Origin of the sequence: Klebsiella grimontii (assembly GCF_900200035.1) — a bacterium.
Classification (GTDB): Bacteria; Pseudomonadota; Gammaproteobacteria; order Enterobacterales; family Enterobacteriaceae; genus Klebsiella; species Klebsiella grimontii.
The window spans coordinates 57,330-80,579 of the sequence record NZ_FZTC01000029.1 but is presented as its reverse complement, the minus strand read 5'-3'; the positions used below and the strand labels follow the sequence as shown (position 1 = coordinate 80,579).

Below are 23,250 nucleotides of genomic sequence, written 5' to 3'. Positions count from 1 at the left end.
GCAGGATAAAACAACTCCCTTTTTCGCAGTCCTGCTCCGGGTGGCCCAGCGGATTCCTGACAGCCTGGCAGGACAAAACAACCCCCTTGTTCGCAGTCCGGCCCCTTGACGTCCACCGGCTTCATGACAACCCAGCAGGGTACAACAACCCCCTTGTTCGCAGTCCGCCTCCGGTAGGCCCAGCGGATTCCTGACAGCCTTGCAGGATAAAACATCCCCCTTGTTCCCAGTCCTGCACCGGGAGGCCCAGCGGCTTCCTGACAGCCCGGCAGGATAAAACAACCCCCTTGTTCGCAGTCCTGCACCGGGAGGTCCAGCGGCTTCATGACAACCCGGCAGGGTAAAACAAACCCTTGTTCGCAGTTCTGCTCCGCGTGGCCCCTAGGATTCATGATAGCCAGGCAGGATATAACAACTCCCTTTTGTGCAGTCTGGCTCCGGGGAAACTCTGCGGCTTTCTGATGCCCAGTAGGTCGTCACCCTGTTGAATCTATCGTCTTGTACACAGTCAGCCACAATATGAATCAGCAACGAACTGGTCCACTGTTAGTTATAACAACCCCGTTATTGCAATCAGCATCAGGAATGGACGGGGAGGGTTTGGTAGGGTAGGGGAGGGAGGGGAGAAATCGTGATCATTGGACATGCAAAACGGATGCGTAATTTTAGATGTTAGGTATAAGACCTAGCACGAAAGCTGTAGAATTTGCCAAATCGGAATATTTTTATGGTTATTGATTGTTTTCCTTTTATATCAATATGTTGAATTGACACTGTTCATAAAGCGAACATTTTGGATTGTGCGTGTAAAGTTATTTTGAGCACTAAATACGATAAAAGTGCATTGCAATGCACTTTTACCTTGTAATGCGCTCAATCCTCATTAATAATGTGAAAACTAACCTAAGGAGAGACCATGAGCATATTAGATGATATTCGTACGATCGGCCTGAAAATGAAAAATGAACAAGCAAGTCTTAAGGAAATCATCCTTGATTCAAGCCGGGTAGATGTTTCTGATGAACAGGTAGATGGATTAGACCGTCTTATCTATAACCATTGTTTGAATAAAAAAACTCTCTCTGACTTTTTTGGCAAATCAAGAAATACATTTAGTAGAATACTTACAGAACTCCATGAGAAACAAGTAATTGGTGAACCTATTTTTCAAAATAAAAGTCACCTCTATACCCGTTGGGATGTTCAAAAAATTATGGATGCAATGGGCACAACTAAATACCGTGACATGTATTTGCCACGAGTAATCGTAACGGAGAACCATAAAGGTGGAACCGGTAAAAGTACAACAACAGCCACATTAGCAACCTCAGCTGCTTTAGATCTTAATCTAAATGCTAAGATTTGTGTAATTGATCTGGACCCGCAAGGTTCATTGGGAAATAATCTTATCCATACCACTAGCGATGACAGTGTTTATCTAACTATTACCGATGTTTTGCTTAGTGAAATTGAAGATAATGATTTCACTCAGTATATAAATCAAGGTTACACGGAAGAACAAATTATTGGGACAATGGCCTTTTCTACACATTTACCTAACATGGACGTAATAACAGCTTTCCCGACTGATGACAGATTTACTGACAAATACTGGAGTCTGGATAAGGAAGCAAGACTCAAGCTACTAACTAGGTTTCGCGATGTAGTTATCCCTGTATTGAAAGAAAAGTACGATCTCATTTTTATTGATACACCACCGCAAGATTCTCCAATCATTTGGTCAACAAATGAAGCGGCTGACGCAATTCTTGTTCCGATTACACCCCGTGAATATGATTTTGCTTCTACAACAAACTATATGATAACTATTTCAGACCGTCTGGCACAATTGCCCTCCAAAGGCGAAAACATTAAATGGCTAAATGTATTGGCTGTGAATGTAGATGACAGAAGCCAGCATGAGATTCGTACTTTAAATAAACTTGTAAGAACTGTACGTGACCGTTTCATGACCACAAATATTAAACATTCAGAAGCTTTCGTTGCAGCAGCTGAAAAAGGTCGCACTGTACTCGATATTAAAAAATCAGAAGAGCTCTGTTCTTCAAAGCAGTATGATATTGCGGAAATGTCTGTTCAGTCTGTATATCAACAACTTATCAATGAGATTAAAAGCTTTTCAGTTAGGGAGTACAGTGAATAATGAGTGATGTTGAACGCGGTACGAGCAAAGACAAGTACTTAACCGGAAACGGAAAGCGTACATTTGTTGATCAAAAAAGCGGGCTTCCGCCTCTAAAAGCTCCTTCTGTACAAAAACGCCTATTTACTCTATCAAATGGTCGTAAAGTAGAGGCTCGCTACGTAGTAATTACTGGTTCAGAAGTGGCAGAGAAAACGTTAGTTCATGAGCTAAACCCTCGAAATCAAGAGGCAATTGACGACCTTTCAACAAGGGAAATACTCCCCCTTATAAAAGAAAATGGGGTTACTACTGAAGCTATTGCTGTATACCGCGACGGTAAATATTACCTGATTGAGGGTAGTCGGCGTCGTTATTGCTGCATCAAATGTTTGGTAGACCTGCCTTTATGGGTATTTGATGAAGAGGTAAGTAGTGCAGATGTCGATTGTATCATAAATGCTGCACAAACAGCGAAAAGGTTCTCATATCGTGAAGTGGGTATTAAGTACCTTCAAATCATGAAAAATGAAGAGTTCAAAACCAATGAGGAACTTGCTTCTTATTTTAATATTAGCATTGAGTCGATAAGAAAGAGAATCCAGGCGGCTAAAGTTAACGAAGAACTAATTAGAATTTTCCCTGATAGGGAAGGGATACCTAATACTTACTATGGTAAATTGGCTAGAATTGAAAAAATCGCAAAAGCAAATAAAATCCCTTTGTCAGAGCTAACATCTGAAGTCGGTACAGAAGACAATAAAATCATTAACGTTAATGATATTGAGGAAGTCCAGAAATCCATTTTAGATGGTTTGTATTCAGTACTTACCATTCTCTGTAATGATGCAAATAAACCGCCTACATGGACTGTTTCAGATATTGTAGATTTCGAAGATAAGGACACTTACGCACGTGTCAGGAAGAGCAAAGACGGTCAAAAAGTAAGTTTTGAGTTCAAACGTATAAGTCAGAAAACCATTAATGAAATAGAACGTTTAATTAAAGTTAGTATTGGCAAATCAAAATAATCATAAAATGGTATGGTCATGGCCCTTAATAGGGGTCATGACTTTATCATTTAGTAAAAGTAAAACAACCCCCTTGTTCGCAGTCCGGCTCCGGGTGGCCCAGCGGCTACATGACAGCCCGGTAGGACAAAACCACCCCTTGTTAGCAGTCCTGCTCCGTTAGGTCCAGCGGATTCCTGGTAGCCTGGCATGACAAAACAACCCCCTTGTTCGCATTCCGGCCCCTTGACGCCCAGCTTCATGACAACCCGGCAGGGTAAAACAACCCCCTTGTTCGCAGTTCTACTCCGCGTGGCCCAGCGGATTCTTGATATCCCGGCAGGATAAAACAACCCCCTTGTTCGCAGTCCGGCCCCTTGACGCCCAGCGGCTTCATGACAACCCGGCAGGGCAAAACAACCCCCTTGTTCGCAGTGACGCTATGAACGGTCTATGACACCTGGTGAAAGGTTTTTGATTTACGCCCATATAAATTAGGTTGTTAGTAGAGAAAAAATTTTATTCATGCTGATAAGATTGGGAAAGGTTGCAGGTCTGGATTGAATGTCTTTTTTTCATAAATCAACTGAACAGGTAGGATATGGAAGAATTATATTTGCTGTTTGCTAAAGACAAAAATGGCATGTTATATGACACCTACCATGCTCGACTAACATCTGGCATTGATTACTATTGCACTCAATGCGGACGTCGCATTGATTATCATAAAGAAGTTGGAATTGGCGACCTCAAACAACAACATTTTTTTAAACACAGTCTAGCTGATGATAAAACTATAGAGATTTGCGAAGAAAGCTATCTTAATGAAGCTATTAAAGATATCGCTTATAGTATCCTAGCAAGTGATGGCTTCATTCATGTAAGCCCAATGTTTAATAAAGGCCAGATTCAAGCACCGAGTAAGATTTTCGCACCTCGTAACGTCATGATTTCACATGATGACCTCATAGGTTCCCAACGAGTTGATTTCAAATGGACAAGTTCAAAAGGAAAATGCATGGGGTTAGTTTTCGTTGACCACAATGAAGTTATTGAAAACAAAGTGTATGACGTGACCGATTCAAAAGCCTTCATTGCCGAAATTAACCTTGCAATACTTAAAAGTCATCTACGTTCGATGATTAAATCAAAACATGGTATGGATACTGGATTAATCAACGCCATAAAGGGGTTATTAATCAATAAAAATATATATAGCCGCTGGATCAGTTGGGACGGTAAAAAAACGAATTTTAGAATGTCTCCAGCCTACTTTCGTACCTTCAACAACTACGGATATGACAGTTACAAAAACATAGTTTCACTGGATGGTTTTTTTTATCATGAAAATGATTACATTGACCAAAATACAAAGTCCATTTTGAAGATGACAGGAAGGAAGTTTGATTTTCAAGTTAAAGAAATGACGTATAAATTCAGCCTGGAACGAGGAAGTTACTCCGATACGTTCTATGTCGTCATATATGAGAAAGAATGCGTTTTACTTGATTATGTACTCAATTCTGTTCCAGTTAATGACAATACATACAATCAGATTAAAGCGTTGTGTATAAAGCTCATTCGTATGTATGAAACTGCCATGCGTGGTTTAAGCCTTGCTGGATAGGGCTGCGCCCGGCCTACTCACGAATAATCCGGGCCGTTTTCCGTCCAAAAAAAAGCCTCCCCCCCTTTAAACTGGGGGAGGGGAGTAATAAACAGCAAAAACGGATCTGATCATGTCGAAAACGACGTTGATCATTTTTGGAAACCTCCCAGCAAAGCTGGTATCTATCGTCCTGAAGTGACGATTAACGATTCTAGAAAGTTACTTTGTTACTTTTTTTGGTGGGGTAGGGGGTAGGGGGTAGGTAAACGGTGGTGACTCCAGGGCTAAGGCCCTAATCAGGTGTTAACCTAATCAGGGCTTATTTAGTGTTTAGTGATTACTGGATTTGCGGAAATTCGATAATGAAGTTGCTTTCACCGGTAGAGCCGTTTTCCGCTGTAAAAATTGGGACGGTTGAGTTTTTCCCGTTCCCAAGGTCTATCTGAATTTCTTTTGTCTCCCCGGGTTGAATAATGTTCCCCAGAATGTTGATCGCATAATCTGCGTCCTTCCTGACCGTGATATTGGCCGTTTGTATGCCCTGCGCCAGTGAGCCATCGTTACGTCGTAGCTGGCCCGTACGCATGACGGCCAGCGGTGTGTTGTCACTGGTTTTCAGCGCCTTAACCACACCTAATGTTTTCAGTTTCTCAAGGGTGACGAGATTTTTAGGGTAGTAGGCGAACTGAATGCTTTTTTGTGTCGTGTTGCCTTTCGCGTCGGTAGCAAATGCGGTCAGTGTATACTTGTCCGTATCTGAATCTAGGCTAGGGAAGAGACGAGGGTAGTCAGGGGTATAACTACCGTCCTTATTCTGGTTAAAACCTAAGACAACGCTGTCAGATGCAGGTCCGCCTTTAAGCTCAAGCCTGACAAGGCTGGGGACGGTTAACGCATCATTTAGCGATATGCTGATGTTCTCCAGCCCGTAGACGGTAGCCCCGGATGATAAGGTGGTATTTTCATAGTTAAAACTAACCACCGGAGGCGTCTTGTCGTTAATAAGGTCAATGAATGGCGACGATGTTTCATTGTTAAAGGTGTCCTTTGCCTGGAAGCTCAGATTATATTTCCCTTCGGCCAGTTTGCTCAGGTCAAAACTATATGTGTAATCCTCTCCAGAAAGGGAAGTCTGGGTTCCTGTCAGCAACTGGTCGCCAGTTTCGGAATCAACCAGAACTGCTGATTTGAGTTGTAACAGGTCTCGGAATTTACCGCGCTCAGGTTGCGTTATAAATAACAGGACGGTTTTGTTTTCTTCCTGGTAACTATATCCAGTTATTCTGGGTAGCAGGTCAGTGTTCCAGTGGTGTCTTTTTTCTATACTGACTGATGAAAATGTTTTATCCATATCTGTCAATCTGAATGAGTAGGTCGTAATACCATTACCTGATTTTGGAATAGACCAGGATACTGCACCGATACACTCAGACTCACCAGCCGGTACCTGACAAATCTCTGTATTTCCACTCATCGCCCTCTGATCATAATTTCGTGGAGACGCAGTTATCCTAACGGAGCTGAATTTAACGGGCAAATCTTTGGTATTCCAAAGATAGCTTCCTGAATTCATTTCTCCTTGCTTATCCGATCTTAACCATGCTCCTGGTGCTGCCGGGCTGACTGGAGCCTCACTTCCTAAATTGATATCATATGAGAGTGAGCCGCCACCCCATTGATACCCGTTGTGGATGGTGTACGTGACTTTATAGGCGGTCTTAGCTGATACATAGCTGTAGCCATTCGCTTCGGAAATAATCGTTCCGAATTTCAAACCAGCTTTATTGTATTCCCTGCGGTTATTCGATGGCACCCGGTACACCAGTGTCAAAGGGTTCTGGTTTACGGTCATTCCCGGCTTATATGCTATGTAACCTTCACTAAAGCCTGGAACCACGCTCGTTTTCGAAGTAGGGTCATAAACAGCAAACAAGGTGTATTCGCCAAGGTCTGAGTCAAAAATGAACTTCTGGTCCGGCAAAACTTTGCGGTTCCCCGCTTTATCATAGAGCGTCACACGGAAGCGATATTCCACATCAGCGTTTGATACAGGCATCCATGATGACCGACTCATATTCCCTTTTGTCCACGGTACAGAAAGTGATAATGACCCACTGTCATACACCATATCGGTAATGGAATAGACCGTGTCATCAGGTTTAATCACCTGAATTGTCGCTTTATCAAAACCTGTTGCAGCTTTGACGTTATTAACATTCAGGTAAAGCTTTGCTTCCGCCCCCTGACCCAGTTCCCAACGTTCGCCAGTTAACACCATATCGTATCCGGGATTTTGGTTTATGCTCAGGTTATCTGATGAAGGGCCTACAGTATCGATAATAAAATTGTGAGACGTGCTGTCGACAACCATGTTTTGAGTATTCAGGATGTCCGAGGTTATGACATAGCTACCGTCACTCAGTGGGGGAAGTGTCAGCGTTTTTCCGTAAAACTCTTCACCTGTAGAAGCCTTGATACGATCATTGACCGTCACGCTATCCGTAGTAAAACTATATACACCAACATTGTCTTTCTTCACCGTTACCTGAATTTTTCTGTCTAGACCGGATATGAGCCTTACCTGAATTTTTTCGTTGGTATTTAGAACACCAGAATCCACGCTGATTGATTTATCCGTTCCGTAGATATCTTTGATCGCATATTCATAGACACGAGCATATGAGGGTAGTGAAAGGGCGGTCAGTATTAGCGTAGTCAGTAAATTGATTTTCAATTTCATATCAAATTTATCCAGAGAATTACAGAAGGTTATGCCTTGGCGAAAGTTACTTTCTTTTTCTGATTGCATGCTTTTAACAAAGCCATATGGCAAGGAACACCAAGCCCCCCGTTGCAGAGGCGGTGGCCGTCGATAGTTAGTTAAGTTGTGGGAACTCGATGATGAAGTTACTTTGTCCTGTAGTACCGTTAACTGCCGGAAAAATCGGTACTGTAGAATTTGCGCCAGTTCCGAGGTCGAGCTGTATTTCTTTGGTTTCCCCTGGTTGGATCACCGTCCCCAGAATGTTGATGGCATATTCAGCATCGCTTCTGACCGTGATATTGGCCGTCTGTATACCTTGGGCCAGAGAGCCATCGTTTCGGCGCAGCTGACCGGTACGCATAACGGCCAGCGGTGTGTTATCACTGGTTTTGAGCGCTTTTACCACGCCTAGCGTTTTCAGCTTTTCAAGTGTCACGAGATTTTTCGGGTAGTAGGCGAACTGAATGCTTTTCTGGGACGTATTCCCTTTAGCATCTGTGGCATATGCAGTGAGAGTGTATTTATCCGTCGATGCATCCAGAGTTGGGAACAACCTTGGGTAATCAGGAGTGTAGCTCCCGTCAGCATTCAGGTTAAATCCGAGGACCACGCTATCAGATGCCGGACCCCCTTTGAGTTCCAGGCGGTCAAGAACTGGCTTAGTCAGCGCATCGTTAAGGTTAACGGTGATATTCTCCAGTCCGTAGACTGTGGTACCGGAGGGGAGCGGGGCATTTTCGTAGTTAAAGCTGATTTCAGGAGGCGTCATATCATGCACGAGCGTGATGAATGGAGATGATGCCTCATTTTCGAAAGTATCTTTTGCCAGAAAGGCTAAATTGTATCTTCCTTCCGCCAGCTTACTCAGATCAAACGTATAGGTGTAATCTTCTCCAGAAAGCGCAATTTTGGTTCCATTCAGTACCTGCACGCTGGTATCGGCATTAATCAGTTCAGCGGACTTAAGCTGGAGCTGGTCCCTGAAGTTGCCATTGCCTGGTTGCGTCACAAACAAGAGCACTTTTTTCTTATCTTCCTGATAGTCGTATCCGGTTATCCTGGGAAGAAGATTGGTGTTCCAGTGGTTACGCCTTTCCTGATTTATTGAGGATAGTGTCTTTTCCTCGTTAAACATTTTAAAGGAATAGGTCACGCTACCATTACCGCTTTTGGCAATAGTCCATGATACAGGCCCGCTGCACTCAGTTTCGCCTGGCGGGATCTGACAAATTTCCAGGCTCCCGGTAAACGCTCTCTGGAGATAGTTTCTAGCAGAGGTACGGACTCTCGCTGAAATGAATTTCACCGGGAGATCGCTTGTCTTCCACAAATAGTTAAAAGAATTGATTTCACCCTTTTTGTCGGTCGTGAGCCAGACGGTAGTAGGCGTTTCCGGACTTTCAGGGGTATCCGGTCCCAGTTGCAGATTATAAGTGGCGGTAGCGCCACCCCACTGATACCCATTATGGATATCGTATCTGATGTTATAAGCAGTTGTAGCCGCCACATATACGTAATCGTTAGCTTCTGAAACGATTGTCCCAAAACTTAACCCAGCTTTATTATATTTTCTTACGTTGTTTTTTGGTAACCGGTAGATGAGAGTTATCGGATTTTGATTAACCGTCATGCCTGCTTTATACGCTACGTAACCTGAAGAAACTCCAGGAACTACACTTGTCTGAGCTTCGGGGTCGCGTATTGCAAAAAGTGTGTATTCTCCCAACTGATTATCAAAAACGAATTTCTGTTCCGGTAAAATAGTTCGTGTACCAGCCTTATCGTAAAGTGTGACCCGGAAACGATACTCCACGTCAGCATTTGATGTAGGCATCCAGGTAGCCTTTTTTCTTTCCCCTAACGTCCATGGAGCTGACAGCGAAGAGGACCCGCTATCGTAATCCATGTCCGTTATTGAATAGACGCTGTTGTCCGGATTTATGACCTGTAGGGTTGCTTTGTCAAAACCGGTCGCGGCCTTAACGTTATTCACGTTCACATATAATTTTTGTTCCGCCCCAAGTCCGAGCTCCCATCGTTCTCCCTGAGTGACCATTTCATAACCCGGTTTCTGAATAATGCTGAGATTGTCCGAGGTTGGGCCAACACTATCGATGATGAAATCCTGCGTGGTTGAGTCGACCTGATTACCCTGCGTGTTAAGTATTTCAGAGATCACCTGATAGGGACCATCACTCAGGGGAGGAAGCGTGATGATTTTCCCGTAGAACTCTTCGCCTGTTGATGCCTTAATTCGATCACTTACCTTAATGCTATCGGTTGTCGTGCCGTAGACCTCCGTACCTGACTTCCGGACAGATACGTGTACTTTGCGATCTAGGCCGGAAATCAGGCTCAACTGAATTTTTTCGTTAGTGTTAAGAATGCCGGTTTCCGCACTGACTGATTTCTCCGCGCCGTAGATATCCTTAATGGTGTACTCATAGACCCGTGAATGCGATGAAAAGGAGATCGTCGCGAGGATTAACGTTGTTAGCAGTTTTATCTTGGTATTCATATCAAATCATTCCCAGCAGGCTTGAAATCAGAGTGAAGAAAGTAACTTTTCTCTCTTCCCGGCCGTCATATCAGCCGTTGTCGTGTTTATCCAGAAATTACCGGCCCACCAGCAGGGACCGGTAATCGTGAGCCGCTATTTAATTTGCGGAAACTCAATGATGAAATCGCTTTGCCCGGTAGCACCGTTTGTCGCCGGGAAAATTGGGACTGTTGCGTTGACGCCAGCGCCGAGGTCTATCTGGATTTCTTTGGTTTCGCCCGGCTGAATGACAGTACCCAGTATGTTGATCGCATAATTAGCGTCAGTCCTGAGCGTGATGTTGGCCGTTTGTACACCCTGAACCAGGGAGCCATCGTTACGTCTCAACTGGCCGGTACGCATGACGGCCAGCGGAGTGTTGTCGCTGGTTTTCAGCGCCTTCACCACACCCAGCGTTTTGAGTTTTTCCAGGGTAACGAGATTTTTCGGATAGTAGGCGAACTGAATGCTTTTCTGCGTGGCGTTCCCTTTGGTATCCGTTGCATACGCGGTCAGGGTGTATTTATCGGTATTTTCGTCAAGGGTAGGGAACAGACGGGGATAATCTGGCGTATGGGAGCCATCGGCATTCTGGTTGAAGCCAAGAATCACGCTATCAGATGCGGGGCCACCTTTCAGCTCAAGACGTTCAAGAACAGGTTTTGTCAGCGCGTCATTCAGGCTGATCGCTATGTTCTCCAGCCCATACACAGTAGAGCCAGAAGTGAGCGGGGCATTTTCATAATTAAATATGACGTCAGGGGGAGTCATATCGTTCACCAGCGTGATGAACGGGGATGACGATTCATTATCAAAGGTGTCTTTGGCAAGGAAGGTAAGGTTATATTTGCCTTCCGGGAGAGCTCCCAAATCAAACGTGTAGGTGTAATCATCACCAGCAATCGCTGTATTGGTACCGGTTAACACCTGGACATTTGAATCCGCATTAATCAGAACAGCAGACTTGAGCTGCAATTTGTACCGTAAACTGCCGTTCCCCGGCAGATTCACAAATAGCAGAACCTTTTTCTTGTCTTCCTGGTAATCATAGCCAGTTATTCTGGGCAACTGGTCAGCATTCCAGTATTGTCGCCTTTCAGCATATTGTGAGAAAAGGGAACCATCGGCATTGGTCATCTTGAAGAAAAACCCCATATGGCCGTTACCACTTTTTTTAATATTCCCTACAATTTTCCCTTCACACTCCAGCTCGCCGACAGGAATGTCACATAAGAAATCGCCGGTATTAGACATAGCCTTTTGAATGTAATTTCGTGCAGACGCTTTCACGCGGGCACTAAGAAATGTCACCGGAAGATCGGTTGTTTTCCAGAGGTAATCATATGAGCTTACCGCGCTTTTCTTGTCCGAGGTAATCCACACGTCAGGAGTAGTGGGGCTTACCGGCGCGTCTGCCCCCATTTTAATATTGTAGGTAACACTGGCTCCGCCCCACTGATAGCCGTTATGGATAACAGAGAGCGTCTGGTAAGGCGTCGTGACCGACACATAGCTGTAGCCGTTCGCCTCAGAAATTATGTTCCCGAAGGCCAGTCCGCCTTTTCGGTACTCCCTGCGGTTCGTAGAGGGGACACGGTAGATAAAAGTGATGGGATTCTGATTGACCGTCATCCCCGATTTATATTCAACATACCCTTTACTAAATCCGGGTATAACACTGGTTTCAGCTGTAGGGTCATAAACCGCGACTAGCGTGTATTCGCCTAAATCCGAGTCAAAGAGGAACTTCTGATCCGGGAGGACTTTTCGGGTACCGGCCTTGTCGTATAGCGTGACACGAAAGCGATATTCAGTATCCGCATTAGACACCGGCATCCAGTCGGCTTTAACCGCGCTCCCCTTAGTCCACGGAACAGAAAGCGATGCTGAACCGCTGTCGTAAACCATGTCCATTTTTGAATAGACGGTATTATCAGGATTTAGGATCTGGATAGTGGCTTTATCAAAACCGGCCGTCGCTTTCACATTTTTGACGGTGACATAGAGTTTTGCTTCTGCCCCAAGCCCTAGTTCCCAGAGGTTTCCGGTAAGGACCATGTCATAACCCGGACGCTGGTCAATACTCATGTTATCGGCAGTGGGGCCAGACGTATCAATCAGGAATGATTGGGTTGTCGAATCAATAAGGGCATCCTGGGTATTCAATATTTCCGAGGTGATGGTATACAGCCCATCACTTAACGGGGGCAGGGTTATAACTTTCCCGTAAAACTCTTCATCTGATGATGATTTGATGCGATCGGCAACTTTCACGCTTTCTGTCGTCGTGCTGTAGACATTCACGTCGCCTTTTTTCACCGTCACCCGGATTTTCCTGTCCAACCCTGAAATCAGGCTAAGCTGGATTTTTTCCGTGGTGTTCAGCTTTGCTGAATCGGCGCTAACGGATTTCTCCACACCGTAGATATCATTGATTGTGTACTCATAAACACGGGAATGGCCGGGCAATGAAAGGGTGCCGAGGATTAATGCCGCCAGAAGCTTGGATTTGAATTTCATATCAGTACCAGTCTAAAGCATGGTTAAAAGGTCGCATTGTGTGTCGCTCTTAACCACTGATGGAGCGATACATGCCTAAAAGTTACTTTCCTTCTCCGTTGAAAAAAAACGGATGTTTATGATTCTGCACTTCAGGCCAGCGGCTTATTTCACCTGCTGGAGAACAGCACGCCTGCTCTTCTGGACTGGCGAGTGTAATGAGCGATTCCACACCAGCGTGTTTTCGTAAATCGAGATGAAACCAAGACTAATCAGCTCCTGCTTAATCCGTTCGTTCAGCAATGAACAGGTCTTTTGCCCCGTCAAATTTGAAAGGTAATTTTGTAAGGCCTTTGGTGTGGCCGGGAGAGATTTAGGGGAGGATGCGCAGGAAAGCTTCAGTCTGTTAATCCAGTAGCCCATGTCATGCTCTTTGGCTTTCATCACTTTCATTGTTGAAGCCTTGTCTTTAACCGGCTGCGGAACGGGCAGGGCTGGAGAGATCCTTGTACAGCTGATCCCTGTTGCTTTCAGACGGGCAATAATACCGTCATAGCCCTTGTCACGGGAGATAACAGAGAAGTGTGACGTATCCCCGGCCAATGCGGTCAGTTGTCCGAGTTCCAGGACCAGATGGAAATCAACATTGTTTTTGGATACCTCAGTCGCCGGAATAATGCGTAAAGAAATTGCAGAGCTCAGGGACGTAACAGGAATTTTAATGTTTTCCTGTTTAGCGCCCGTGAAGAAAAGCACTTTGTCAAAGTCATGAAGGGAAACTCCCTCAAGGCTTCCGATATTTTCATAATCAATCAGGGCAATTCTGGTTTTGGGACTTCGCATTACTCTCTCCCGAAAAAAAAGGTTGAACCAAATATCAACCAAATCGCCTACACCACATGCAGGCCAAAAGTAACTTTTATGCCTACGTACATTACCTGCACCCAGTAAAAGTGACTTTTTAAAGGGCAAATCCTGACTAAACGTCCAGCTCCTGATTCACCATGGCTACGGCCATTGGTCTGGAGCCACTGGTATCATCCACCTCGACGGCTATATCTATCCAACGGCTGGGATCTGAAACCCAGTCAATAAGCTCTTTTATGGACAGGCTGTGCCTGATCTCAATGTTTTTAATGCTGTCATTGCCAAACCAGTTAATCCGGTTCACATGCTGTTTTATGTAGTACACATCCCATGAGCCATGGCCCAGAAAGTCCTTACCCCACTGCCGTTTAAGCTCTCGCCAGTCACAGGGCAGAACGTCTGCACGAGAAAGACTGTCTGTTATCTGATAGATATCTGAAAACCCGACCTCGCTATCCGGGATCATTTCCAAGTACAGGTTTCCGGCAACCGGATGTTTCGCACTAATAACCACGTTTTTTGAGCTCATCAAAGGTTCCCTTTTCCGTATGAATAGGCCTGATGCCAATAATCCAGTTATATCAAAATCAGGATCGAAAATTTCTGAATAACAGGACGAAAAAAGCCATGGCGAAAAAAAATGCGACAGAAAAATAGGGTCTTCCAGGAGCTATCTAAATTGCTATTGTCAAAAGACTAATCCATACGGAGAAGTCAAAATGACACCTGCATTCAGGTTTGGTAATGAGAAAAAAGTATACACAGCAAGAAGAAAGCGGCTTCGCAGAAGAGGAAGGCTGATTCACAGCCCTAATGACAGTTTCATTACTAACAGAATTCTTGATCAGCTAATTGATGAGGTTATGTATCAAGAGGCATTCAGAGAAAAATCCATCTTTGAACGTTAAAAAAAACGCTCAACTGCAAGAATGAGTCTCGTGGCGGGAAAATCTCAAAATTCGTTATGTTAGATTAAATCCAGCATTTAAGGCCAGTGCCCTGCAAGGTTAAAGGGAAGGGCGGTAGCGTCTTAAAAATTCGTACACTTTGCGCACTGAGGAGAATATGTCTACTACTACCATAACGCGAAGATTCAATATTCTGGTAGCTGGGTACTTCACAATTATTTCCTGTTGCCAAATTATGGTATTCCCGCACTCTCAACCCATTTTTCTGGTACTGGTGACCATGGGAATTGCACTACGTCTTTTTACCCTTCAACAGCATCAAAAGAACATCAGGTTTCTGGTTTTTTCCCTTTTCTCGCATCATCTGGTGCTTGGCATTCTTTCTGTTGTTCAGTTTTATGTCAGTATCAGGTTTCGCAGAGATATTTATCTTGAGTACCAGCTGGTTTACGCACCTTTTCTTATTGGAATAGGGTATGTCTATTTCAATGTATGGAGACGGCGAGCATAACTATCATCAAACCTCAATGACTAAGGGTATCTGAATGTTATTTTCAAAACCAAAAATCCGTCCACTGACATTTTCACCCGAAGAGATTGTGTGTCTTCAGAGCGGCAACAAAACGCAATTCAGACGACCAGTCAAAGGGGGGCGTTATTTCTCAGAAAGTATGGACGCAGGAAAGAACCCCGGGGCAATACATCCGGTATTAAAATGTCCATATGGGCAAACCGGCGACAGGATCTGGGTAAGGGAAACGGCCAGATCGGAATGGCAAAGAACGCTTGAATCTCCCTTCCTGGTTCAGACGGGGGTACAGTACCGCGCTGATAAGGAATACCGTGAGATCACCGCAGAAACGAAGCACAAAATGTTCCCAGCTAAAGCACGGACAACTCAGGGTGATTTGGCCTGGGCAACGCCAGTTGGTATGCCTCGATGGGCAAGCCGGTACCTGCTTGAAATATCCGGTTCCCGGTTAGAGAAGCTTGCTGATATCAGTTATGAGGATGCGTATGAAGAAGGAATATTGACTGAAGTATGGGATCAAACCGTTGTCGCCCGAAATTATGATACCCCTGACTCATTCTTTCAGTTCTGGTCTGAAGAGATGGACCACTATGTTGAAATGAATGAGCTGTATCGCCGATCTTATCAAAGTTTATGGAACCAGATTTATGGGGGGGACAGTTGGGCATCAAACCCACTCGTTTGGGTTGTAACATTTAAATTAATTGATTGAAGGTTATGTTATGAGCAATATTTTTAAATTAGGCGTTGTGCCTTTAGTTGTTTTAGGTGGATATAGCTTGCTGTTTTATCCAGGCCATGACGATATACCGGAAAAACAAGCCCGCCATTGGGTAAACGACTGCCGGTTGGTAGAAAAAAATATTGATAATGGTTTTTTTTCTTCCGAGCAAAATCGGCTTCAGTGCGGTGATGTCGTTGAAAATGTAAACGCAGCTGATTATGACCATGTTATGAATGGCAATAAGAGTATAACCATATCGGAGTTAATCAAGGAAATATTCAGTGAATAGGTAACTTACAGAGTGAGTATGCAGGCCTTCATTTGTCGATAGCTGATTACCCTCTTTCTATCGAATTATGGGAAGACAATTCGCTCCATACTCAATACCTACCGGATAAATTTAATGGTACTCGAAAATCACGATAAAGTTATGAATTCAGGACCAATCAGGAAGGATGGGTTGGCGCACAAACCAACATATATTTGTTCAAACGACAAAGTTTTGAACAATGCAATAGAAGTACTGCAAGGAGACAGGCAATGACAGCTTACTATCTTGAAGGGAATAATATCGCCTGGCTTAATGGTGTATGCTTATTCCTTATTGTTATCGGTTTTTTGTGCACGCTGACTAAATTCATTATCCCTAAAAAAATTTCTCTGCGAATGAATATAGATTATATCTTGGCTTTTGGCGTTATGATAGCTTTGGCTGCGATCGTCACGGCTGTCATTTTTACCAGTAGATCATTTACGATGGATGAGCTTGAAGCAGGGAGACACTGGAAAAAAGACTGTAAACTTCTGGAGGTGAACATACCTACAGGAACCTTTTCCGAACCAGTTAATAAACAAGACTGCGGTGGCGTTATCATTAATGTCCCTAAGCTTCAGTATGACGAATATATCCGGCAGTGGGAATTATACGAAGGAAAAGAAAGATGATTGCAAAAATTAGAAGGGGCAGTATGAATGCTGAAGGTGATTTAAAGAAACTGACTAAGCTTAAAATGAAAAAGCTTTGGTGGATTATATTTACATGTTTACGTATAGAGGATAATACTCCCCCTCCTTTATGGGCTGCTACAGTTGTCGCTCCGATGCTATTATCTTTATTTTTATTTTGTCTAACACGGTCAGGTTTAATTGCACTAATTTCATGGGGGGTGGGGGTTATTGTTGTTATTTGTTTTTATCGCTATCTAATGCTCCCTAAAACCTGGGCTGGCATACTTGACAGGCAATTGCTGGAATATATCGAAAAATATAATGGCCGCGATAATGAAGATTTTTTTACTGGAACTAATGATGTCCCGCTTGAAAATCTCATTAACGACGGCGAAGCTAGTGTTAATAACATAAAACACTGGTGTCATGATGAGAGATGGGATCTGAGAATGAGAATGCTAAATGAATTTGGCATTAAGCCAGAACAAAAAGCGGATGTTGTCGTTAATCTTAAAAGCTTTAGCGGAACGAAAGACTGAAGCTACTGTAAGTAAAAACCTGTAATTCCAAAAGTTACTTTCTGGAGTAGTCATGGCTGAAAGAGTAATCAAAAGGGGCGGGGAGTTGGTTGAGCCGCCCTCCCACAAGAACATCGTAGATAAAGATGATTTGCCAGGTAAAGCCACCAAACCTAAAACTAAGATCACAAAATCACAGCGAGCTGAACTTAGGCTTAAATTTGCAAGCCGTTGTGCGTATTGCGCATGTGAGCTGAAAGAGACTGGTTGGCATGCTGATCATGTTGAGCCCGTACGTCGTGATTTTGACATAGTCCGGGCCCCTCAGGGGAGTCGGGTTTCTCATTTTGTCCGTTCTAACGGACGTGTATTTCACCCGGAGCGGCATGAGCTCGACAACCTGTATCCCTCATGCTCTCACTGTAACCTGTTTAAATCGACGTATACGATTGAAGGATTCAGAAAACAGATTGCCCACCAGCCCGAACGCGCTCAAGCCTATTCTGTCAATTTCCGCACCGCCCAACGATTCGGGCTAGTGACGGTCATAGAGAGACCGGTTGTGTTCTGGTTTGAGGTCTATGATGCCACAGCAGCTCTGGAACCCCAGCTTTCATACTTTCTGGAGCACAGGGAGGCTTACCAGCGTTAAGGTTTGCTGTCTTTTCTTGAGCTGCTGTCGGCTTCTTTAATCCGTTCATCAGCTTGCTTACCGGTATAAATACATATCGCACTGTTGTAATTATTTAAAGCAATCTCGCTTTTGAAATCACAAAAATATGCCGGGTGTTTTGTCGCAATGATATCGCCTTTCTGGCATTTTCCCTCCAGACCTTCTACCAGACTGTCATTATCGGTGCCCATACATGCTTCGCCGGTTGGGGTGATACCTTCCTCCTTACAGCCTGAAAGAATGCCTGTGGCACAGACCAACATTATCAGCAATTTTTTTTGCATTGTTCCCGTTCCCTGTTATATATGATTTTTCAAGTCTAGGCATTATCGGGCATGATGCACCTACCAGTAATCGTATCGCGTCTGTCCGGCTTTATGCCTCAACATGGTGAAAACGGATAAACGTATGCCATCTCAGATACCACTTGACCCAAAACTTCCGGCCAATTTTGATGACACCCCTAACAGTGAACGAAGCAAAAAACAGCTGGATGAATGGTGGGATCATCCTTATGGGATCACTAAACCAGACGGCTCAATTACGGTCAGGTGTCTCAACGGTGGAGCGTGGGACCGCTCATCGGTGCTTGGAAATGCAGGAACTTACGAAGAGGCTTGTGTCCTAGCCCACGACGCCCAGGCAAAATGGATTTTTACACGTCAGCAACCCATTTTCATGTATTCTAACGAACCTCCCTTCAGGCTGGTGGTACAGTCTCAGCGACCGGACTATGAAGAAAGCATCGTTGGTGAGTTCAATACTATTGATGAAATGAATTTGTTCTCGTTAAAGCAGAAAAAACCCGAACTGCTTGAGCTACCTCCGACCATTGAAACAAAAGGCATGGATACTGAGGCCTTGACCTGGTACGGGAACGAGCTTGATCTGGCTGCATCGAGACTTGAGGCAGCACTTAAGACCGTTTCTGTTTTGCGTGACGAGGTCAGTATGGCCTTTCTAAGGAAAAAAGGAGACGCCAGTTAGCGGAGGATTGTGGGGTTACCGGCGTTTATCCATAGTGTCCACTATCAGGCCTATATAAGCAGACCTCGAATCTTCGCAGTCGGTTTGCCTTGCATAGGCTTTTTTTATTGCTCCATCGGAGAGGGGATGCTTCATATTGAGAAATAGCATGACCACTAACACATCAATAGAACGGGCGGATGCAAAGTACTCACAGATGTAATCGGTCGTCGTTTTTTTAAAATCCACACCAACTGAACCGAGGTCAATCAGTCCTGCGATTATTTCTCCCGCCTCACCATTCCTTACGGTACGCTTTAACAGGTTTAGTTTACGTTTCTGTGCTTCCTCCCTGTCTCGTTGAGACTGCAGATACTCGGCAAGGCTTTTAAACATAACGGCTTATCCTGTTTATTCTCATCACACCGATCATACGGACATTCCGTGATAGTTGGAACCTGGCTAATTCCTGGCGCTAGTCCCTATGTTTGACCATTCCGCGAAACGGATATATAATAATCGTCAAATGGAGGTGGCTTATGTACAAAAACACCACAGCGGAAAAACTACCAGACACTACTGGTAACCTGACAGATTTTCAGCTTAATTTACTGAAAAGAATAAACAATATTGCACTGTCTCTGATGCCAGAGTTTGAGGACAAATCTCAGGCCATGGAAGCGATCACACTGGATGATGGCTCATTGATGCAGTTGCTGTACTCTGTGCAAATGCAGCAGAAAACGCGCGCATCTGAGTATGAAATGCGTAAGGTTCATCGCCGTCGTGAAAATCTGGAAGCTTTTTACAGAAGCCTTCAGGAAATGGGCGGCACCCTTAAAGTCAATGATGTGGCTGACATACTGGGGATTACCCGACAGGCAGTGAACATCCGGGTGAAGAAGAATCAGCTTCTGGCCTTTAAGCAAAACGGTGACTTTATGTTCCCGGTCTTCCAGTTTACTGATAAAGGTCTGAGACCTGGATTTAAAGACATCATGGACGCATTCGATGAAAATACCCATCCGGTGTTGCGGCTGGAGGTTTTCAAAGCACCGATTGCGGTCAGCGATGAGCAAACCAAAACACCCGTCCAGATCCTGACTGATGGCGCAGCTGAAGATGAACTGGCCCTGGCCGTTCGGGCCGCACGACTATTCGGCAGCCATGTTGCCAGCTGAGATTAAGAAAAAAGGGGCATACCGCGCCCCTTTTTAATTACTTCGGTTCGGGCATAATTCTGAAGTTTAGTAATTCCTCAAACATCTCTTCGCCGGTCATGAACGTGCCATGCCAACCTACAGGAAAAATCCCTGTATCTGTCTCCCTGAAAGATGCATAAGGTACCATCCCCCCGGGAGTATCAGTGAAAGCTGGTGGCTTACCAGGCATTTCCCAGAAAGCGTAACAACGCTTGTAGCGATAGTGCCTTCCAGAATAAGAGATCCCATCAAAATCACTTCCAAAATGCGTATGCAAATACGACATAAGCCATTGTGTGAAGGTATAGTTTTCGTTTTCAACACTGTCAGGTGGAATGTGAAGCAGCTGGCATAAACCAACAATATCGATCACTTTTACCGTTCTGTTGACATCTATCGAGCACATATAATGCTGATGTAAGACTTTCTCTGGGTAATTAACAGGACCACCCAAATGAAGTAAACGTCCGTATGCTTCCGCCGCTGCCGTTAATGATGAGTCTGCAACGTACCACACGGCAATCGAACCACCGGGTGGGTTGTAGCGTCCACAATCTTCAAATAACACTGGCGCACTGAACTGTACTGCACTTGCATAACGCTTCTTCTGGTGACGCTTCAAAACAGCCGAAGCCGGATTGATTGTCACTGTCGGAATACGTCCTACCTTTTGTAACGCTACAATTCCCTGCGTCACTTTATCTTCTTCAAAAATCCATTTATCCATAAAACACCTCCTTACAACAGATTAGGCCATAGGCTTTCTCCATTCTCATTTATAAAATGTCCCTGAAGTATCGTCATTCAAGGACGAATAAGACCTGCGGTCTCGCTTATATTATATCCCAAAAAAACCATATGTTTCATATAAATATGGTTTATCTTCCAGATAAATTTAGAGTATAAATGTTAGCTTGCATTGTACCTAATTTAAGGTACAATCAATATTGAAAGGGAAGGCTACGGAGCCGCCCATTAACTGCCTCAGGAGGCGTTCATGTCAACTATCCCTCAATTAGCTGAGCTGGGTTTTTCCTCAGATGTTGTTCCTGTGATCAATACCCCAGCGCCCAATATGACTCGCGGATTTGAGCGCTTTCATATCAGCTATAACAGTTCATCTGCCGGGTATGGCTGCGATACAACCGCTCTGGTTCTGGATGGACGAGTCTTTTTCGTACTGAACGGGGACCATGCCTGTGATATGACCAAAGCTGCTGCAGCACGCGGTATCGATGGTTGCATTGACGTCTTCATAGACCGTATCGAGTCGGCTAGTCGACACAGCGAGCATAAAATGGCAATTGGTCTGACAAACGATGAGTTCGGATTGATGCCGACCGCGCTCGCTGTCATCGGAGAAGAGAACATCCTCCGTCTTCTATCAGCTGTGACAGGAAACGCTCAGGACTTTTCAGCGTACGGTATTAATCAGGATTAACCATTCTCAGCCCCTACTGACCCATAACTTATGAGGCTTGTATGAAACTTGAAGATTTAACAGGTGACGACCGTACTCTGGTTGTAGTCGCTCTCCAGGCTCTTTTCCGGGAGCGAACTAACTCATATCAGGCAGCCTGCACCGCCTGCCAGCTTGCAGGCGAGAAACCACCAGCTGAGAATCTTTTTGGCGTGGAGGCAAGTATTTCGGCAATTCGCCGGATGGGAGCTCTCCCGCAGAGATGAAACCAGATATGAAATCAACCAGTGAGAACGACAACAGACGCGGATTGCTCATCAGTGCAGGTCAGTTGCTGTTTGGTGAGCGCTGGCAAACAGAACTCGCCAGAGCCCTTGGACTGGCGGACGGCAGACGCATCCGTCAGTGGCTTTCTGGTGACAGACCAATACCAGTCGGTATATGGGATGACCTGAGTGAACTCCTGAAGGACCGAAGTTCCGAAATAGCTCTGATATTAAAAAACATTCAAGACATCACGAAGCCTGAAAAGAAATGACGTACCTGGCTAACTTGTAATTACCATCAAAGGAGATTGTCAGTTATGGCGATGAATAAAAAAGAACAAGCAGCCTATGATCAGCTGGTGGCACAGGCCAGAATAAACAGAGCTTTACGTTGGTCTGACTATCGGGTTGAACGTGATATGCCCGTACCGGAGACCTCGGGGGATTACCAAAACGGATGGAGCTTCAACGTGGCCTCTGGCACTGTTTATCCGACATGGAGCGGTAATAGTGTCCACGGCACCCGGGAGGAGGGCGAAGTTGTTGATGCAGCCTCCCGTCGTATGCGTGGTATGAATGGTAGCCAGAATGGCATACCACAGTTCAGCACTAAAGAACGCGCCCTGAAGGCATTACGCCGCTCACTAGAAATCAAGTTTGCCATGCAATTGGATGGCATAGATAACCGATAAACACATTTAAGACAGCACGAATGAGAACGTATAGGTTCCTGGAGCTGACCGTTGACAGGAGGCATAATGACGCAACAACACTCTCATCCGCGTGAGGTGGTGGAGATGTCCCGGCGTATTTTTGAAAATTTAATCTCCAGTAGCCTCAATTCATCTGATACCACAGGAACCTGCATGTATGGTTCGATTCTGGTATCCATGCTCCTGGAGAAATTTTCAGGTGTCAGGACACGTATCGCCGGTGGAGATGGTGTTGATGATGGTGGAATACTTACTGCCGCCGGTATGAAAGGGCATTATTGGGTTGTTGCCAACGTAAATGGAATGCTCTTTGTTGTCGATATCACGGCAGATCAGTTTGGCATGGACAAAATCGTATACAAAGGGCTAAAGGATGCTCCAGAGTATATTGAGGGCCACCAAATCACCATTGATGAGCATGTTCATGAGACCCTTCACCAGATCATAGGAAGTTACAGTTCAGAATATAACCAGCTGTGAGTTCTATAAAAAAATTTGGCTATGTTTTAGGCGAAACGATTCGTTACTAAAGAAGAACAGCATCAGCAGAAAGAGGAGGGGAATTTTTATGGATAAACGTTACGAGTTGGCTGACAAGCACGGGATGTCCCATGAATTCATCGACTGGTTTTTCGATAAAAAGAAGGATGGTTCTGGGGACCTGTGGTTTGTCATGATGTCGGCAATGTGGGAGGGCTATAAAGCCCGGGACACCCATTCGACAAAAGCATTTGCGTACCACCAAGAGCAACAAAATTTTGAAGCATGGTGGGAACAGAACAACGAAGGGGGGCCTCTCTCTGGTTGGGAGAATCTCCGAGCTAAAGATGGATATAATGACGAAGACATTGACAAACAATGGGAGGCCTGGCTGGGCAGAGCTCGTTATACTGGTTAAAACCACAGATATTATTTGCGCTGGGTTAAATGAGTGATAAACTATCACGCA

Annotated in this window: 23 protein-coding genes; 15 read left to right on the top strand and 8 right to left on the bottom strand. The window is 44.7% G+C overall.

The window, feature by feature from the left end:
- Positions 1-916: 916 nt before the first annotated feature.
- The 3 genes from KOSB73_RS25275 to KOSB73_RS25265 all read left to right on the top strand — a co-directional run bounded on the left by KOSB73_RS25275 (position 917) and on the right by KOSB73_RS25265 (position 4,780).
- Complete coding sequence (locus KOSB73_RS25275; protein ID WP_098141150.1) at positions 917-2,164, top strand: ParA family protein; 1,248 nt, start codon at positions 917-919, stop codon at positions 2,162-2,164.
- A complete protein-coding gene (locus KOSB73_RS25270; RefSeq protein WP_098141148.1) occupies positions 2,164-3,174 on the top strand; it encodes a ParB family protein in 1,011 nt (336 codons plus the stop codon). The genes KOSB73_RS25275 and KOSB73_RS25270 overlap by 1 nt, the downstream gene beginning before the upstream one ends.
- A gap of 580 nt (positions 3,175-3,754) precedes the next feature.
- On the top strand, positions 3,755-4,780 hold the full coding sequence (locus KOSB73_RS25265; protein WP_098141146.1) for a hypothetical protein: 1,026 nt from the start codon (positions 3,755-3,757) through the stop codon (positions 4,778-4,780).
- A gap of 319 nt (positions 4,781-5,099) precedes the next feature.
- On the opposite strand, the gene KOSB73_RS25260 is transcribed toward KOSB73_RS25265, so the two are convergent.
- The 5 genes from KOSB73_RS25260 to KOSB73_RS25240 form a co-directional block, all read right to left on the bottom strand.
- Positions 5,100-7,502 (bottom strand): Ig-like domain-containing protein, encoded by a 2,403-nt coding sequence (locus KOSB73_RS25260; RefSeq protein WP_098141145.1) that lies wholly within the window; start codon positions 7,500-7,502, stop codon positions 5,100-5,102.
- 136 nt (positions 7,503-7,638) lie between these two features.
- The gene (locus KOSB73_RS25255) at positions 7,639-10,044 is read right to left on the bottom strand and encodes an Ig-like domain-containing protein (RefSeq protein WP_085551594.1); all 2,406 of its coding nucleotides are present in this window, start codon (positions 10,042-10,044) and stop codon (positions 7,639-7,641) included.
- Between the two features lie 135 nt (positions 10,045-10,179).
- Positions 10,180-12,585, bottom strand: coding sequence for an Ig-like domain-containing protein (locus KOSB73_RS25250; RefSeq protein WP_085551595.1), 2,406 nt, complete (start codon positions 12,583-12,585; stop codon positions 10,180-10,182).
- Between the two features lie 144 nt (positions 12,586-12,729).
- Complete coding sequence (locus KOSB73_RS25245) at positions 12,730-13,407, bottom strand: PIN domain-containing protein (RefSeq protein ID WP_009652509.1); 678 nt, start codon at positions 13,405-13,407, stop codon at positions 12,730-12,732.
- Between the two features lie 136 nt (positions 13,408-13,543).
- A complete protein-coding gene (locus tag KOSB73_RS25240) occupies positions 13,544-13,960 on the bottom strand; it encodes a hypothetical protein (RefSeq protein ID WP_009652405.1) in 417 nt (138 codons plus the stop codon).
- A gap of 924 nt (positions 13,961-14,884) precedes the next feature.
- Here KOSB73_RS25240 and KOSB73_RS25225 point away from each other — a divergent pair.
- The 5 genes from KOSB73_RS25225 (at position 14,885) to KOSB73_RS25205 (ending at position 17,713) form a co-directional block, all read left to right on the top strand.
- Positions 14,885-15,583 carry a hypothetical protein gene (locus KOSB73_RS25225; protein ID WP_064371315.1) on the top strand — a complete coding sequence of 233 codons (699 nt, stop codon included), beginning with the start codon at positions 14,885-14,887 and terminating at the stop codon, positions 15,581-15,583.
- Between the two features lie 10 nt (positions 15,584-15,593).
- Entirely contained in the window at positions 15,594-15,884 is a 291-nt protein-coding gene (locus tag KOSB73_RS25220) for a hypothetical protein (RefSeq protein ID WP_009652502.1), read from the top strand.
- Positions 15,885-16,135: 251 nt separating this feature from the next.
- Complete coding sequence (locus KOSB73_RS31035) at positions 16,136-16,540, top strand: hypothetical protein (RefSeq protein ID WP_009652471.1); 405 nt, start codon at positions 16,136-16,138, stop codon at positions 16,538-16,540.
- Positions 16,537-17,082 carry a hypothetical protein gene (locus KOSB73_RS25210; protein ID WP_042927296.1) on the top strand — a complete coding sequence of 182 codons (546 nt, stop codon included), beginning with the start codon at positions 16,537-16,539 and terminating at the stop codon, positions 17,080-17,082. The genes KOSB73_RS31035 and KOSB73_RS25210 overlap by 4 nt, the downstream gene beginning before the upstream one ends.
- A 52-nt stretch (positions 17,083-17,134) precedes the next feature.
- Complete coding sequence (locus KOSB73_RS25205; RefSeq protein ID WP_042927297.1) at positions 17,135-17,713, top strand: HNH endonuclease; 579 nt, start codon at positions 17,135-17,137, stop codon at positions 17,711-17,713.
- Here KOSB73_RS25205 and KOSB73_RS25200 read toward each other — a convergent pair.
- The gene (locus tag KOSB73_RS25200) at positions 17,710-18,018 is read right to left on the bottom strand and encodes a hypothetical protein (RefSeq protein WP_042927299.1); all 309 of its coding nucleotides are present in this window, start codon (positions 18,016-18,018) and stop codon (positions 17,710-17,712) included. The genes KOSB73_RS25205 and KOSB73_RS25200 overlap by 4 nt on opposite strands.
- A 124-nt stretch (positions 18,019-18,142) precedes the next feature.
- Between KOSB73_RS25200 and KOSB73_RS25195 the strand changes: the two genes are divergently transcribed.
- A complete protein-coding gene (locus KOSB73_RS25195) occupies positions 18,143-18,721 on the top strand; it encodes a hypothetical protein (RefSeq protein WP_042927300.1) in 579 nt (192 codons plus the stop codon).
- A 15-nt stretch (positions 18,722-18,736) separates the two neighbouring features.
- On the opposite strand, the gene KOSB73_RS25190 is transcribed toward KOSB73_RS25195, so the two are convergent.
- On the bottom strand, positions 18,737-19,096 hold the full coding sequence (locus KOSB73_RS25190) for a hypothetical protein (protein ID WP_064371314.1): 360 nt from the start codon (positions 19,094-19,096) through the stop codon (positions 18,737-18,739).
- A gap of 143 nt (positions 19,097-19,239) precedes the next feature.
- Between KOSB73_RS25190 and KOSB73_RS25185 the strand changes: the two genes are divergently transcribed.
- Positions 19,240-19,881, top strand: coding sequence for a helix-turn-helix domain-containing protein (locus tag KOSB73_RS25185; RefSeq protein ID WP_009652520.1), 642 nt, complete (start codon positions 19,240-19,242; stop codon positions 19,879-19,881).
- A 37-nt stretch (positions 19,882-19,918) separates the two neighbouring features.
- Here KOSB73_RS25185 and KOSB73_RS25180 read toward each other — a convergent pair whose 3' ends face one another.
- On the bottom strand, positions 19,919-20,629 hold the full coding sequence (locus tag KOSB73_RS25180) for an RES family NAD+ phosphorylase (protein WP_098141143.1): 711 nt from the start codon (positions 20,627-20,629) through the stop codon (positions 19,919-19,921).
- A gap of 270 nt (positions 20,630-20,899) precedes the next feature.
- On the opposite strand from KOSB73_RS25180, the gene KOSB73_RS25175 reads away from it, so the two are divergent.
- From KOSB73_RS25175 to KOSB73_RS25150, 5 genes are all read left to right on the top strand, one after another.
- Positions 20,900-21,343 carry a hypothetical protein gene (locus KOSB73_RS25175; RefSeq protein WP_009652418.1) on the top strand — a complete coding sequence of 148 codons (444 nt, stop codon included), beginning with the start codon at positions 20,900-20,902 and terminating at the stop codon, positions 21,341-21,343.
- Between the two features lie 253 nt (positions 21,344-21,596).
- On the top strand, positions 21,597-21,860 hold the full coding sequence (locus KOSB73_RS25165; protein WP_042927302.1) for a PWWP domain-containing protein: 264 nt from the start codon (positions 21,597-21,599) through the stop codon (positions 21,858-21,860).
- 45 nt (positions 21,861-21,905) lie between these two features.
- The gene (locus KOSB73_RS25160) at positions 21,906-22,280 is read left to right on the top strand and encodes a hypothetical protein (protein ID WP_052544823.1); all 375 of its coding nucleotides are present in this window, start codon (positions 21,906-21,908) and stop codon (positions 22,278-22,280) included.
- A gap of 66 nt (positions 22,281-22,346) precedes the next feature.
- Positions 22,347-22,781, top strand: coding sequence for a hypothetical protein (locus KOSB73_RS25155; RefSeq protein WP_009652506.1), 435 nt, complete (start codon positions 22,347-22,349; stop codon positions 22,779-22,781).
- Positions 22,782-22,869: 88 nt separating this feature from the next.
- Positions 22,870-23,199: a hypothetical protein gene (locus tag KOSB73_RS25150; protein WP_004883132.1), complete on the top strand. Its 330-nt coding sequence runs from the start codon at positions 22,870-22,872 to the stop codon at positions 23,197-23,199.
- Positions 23,200-23,250: the final 51 nt, after the last annotated feature.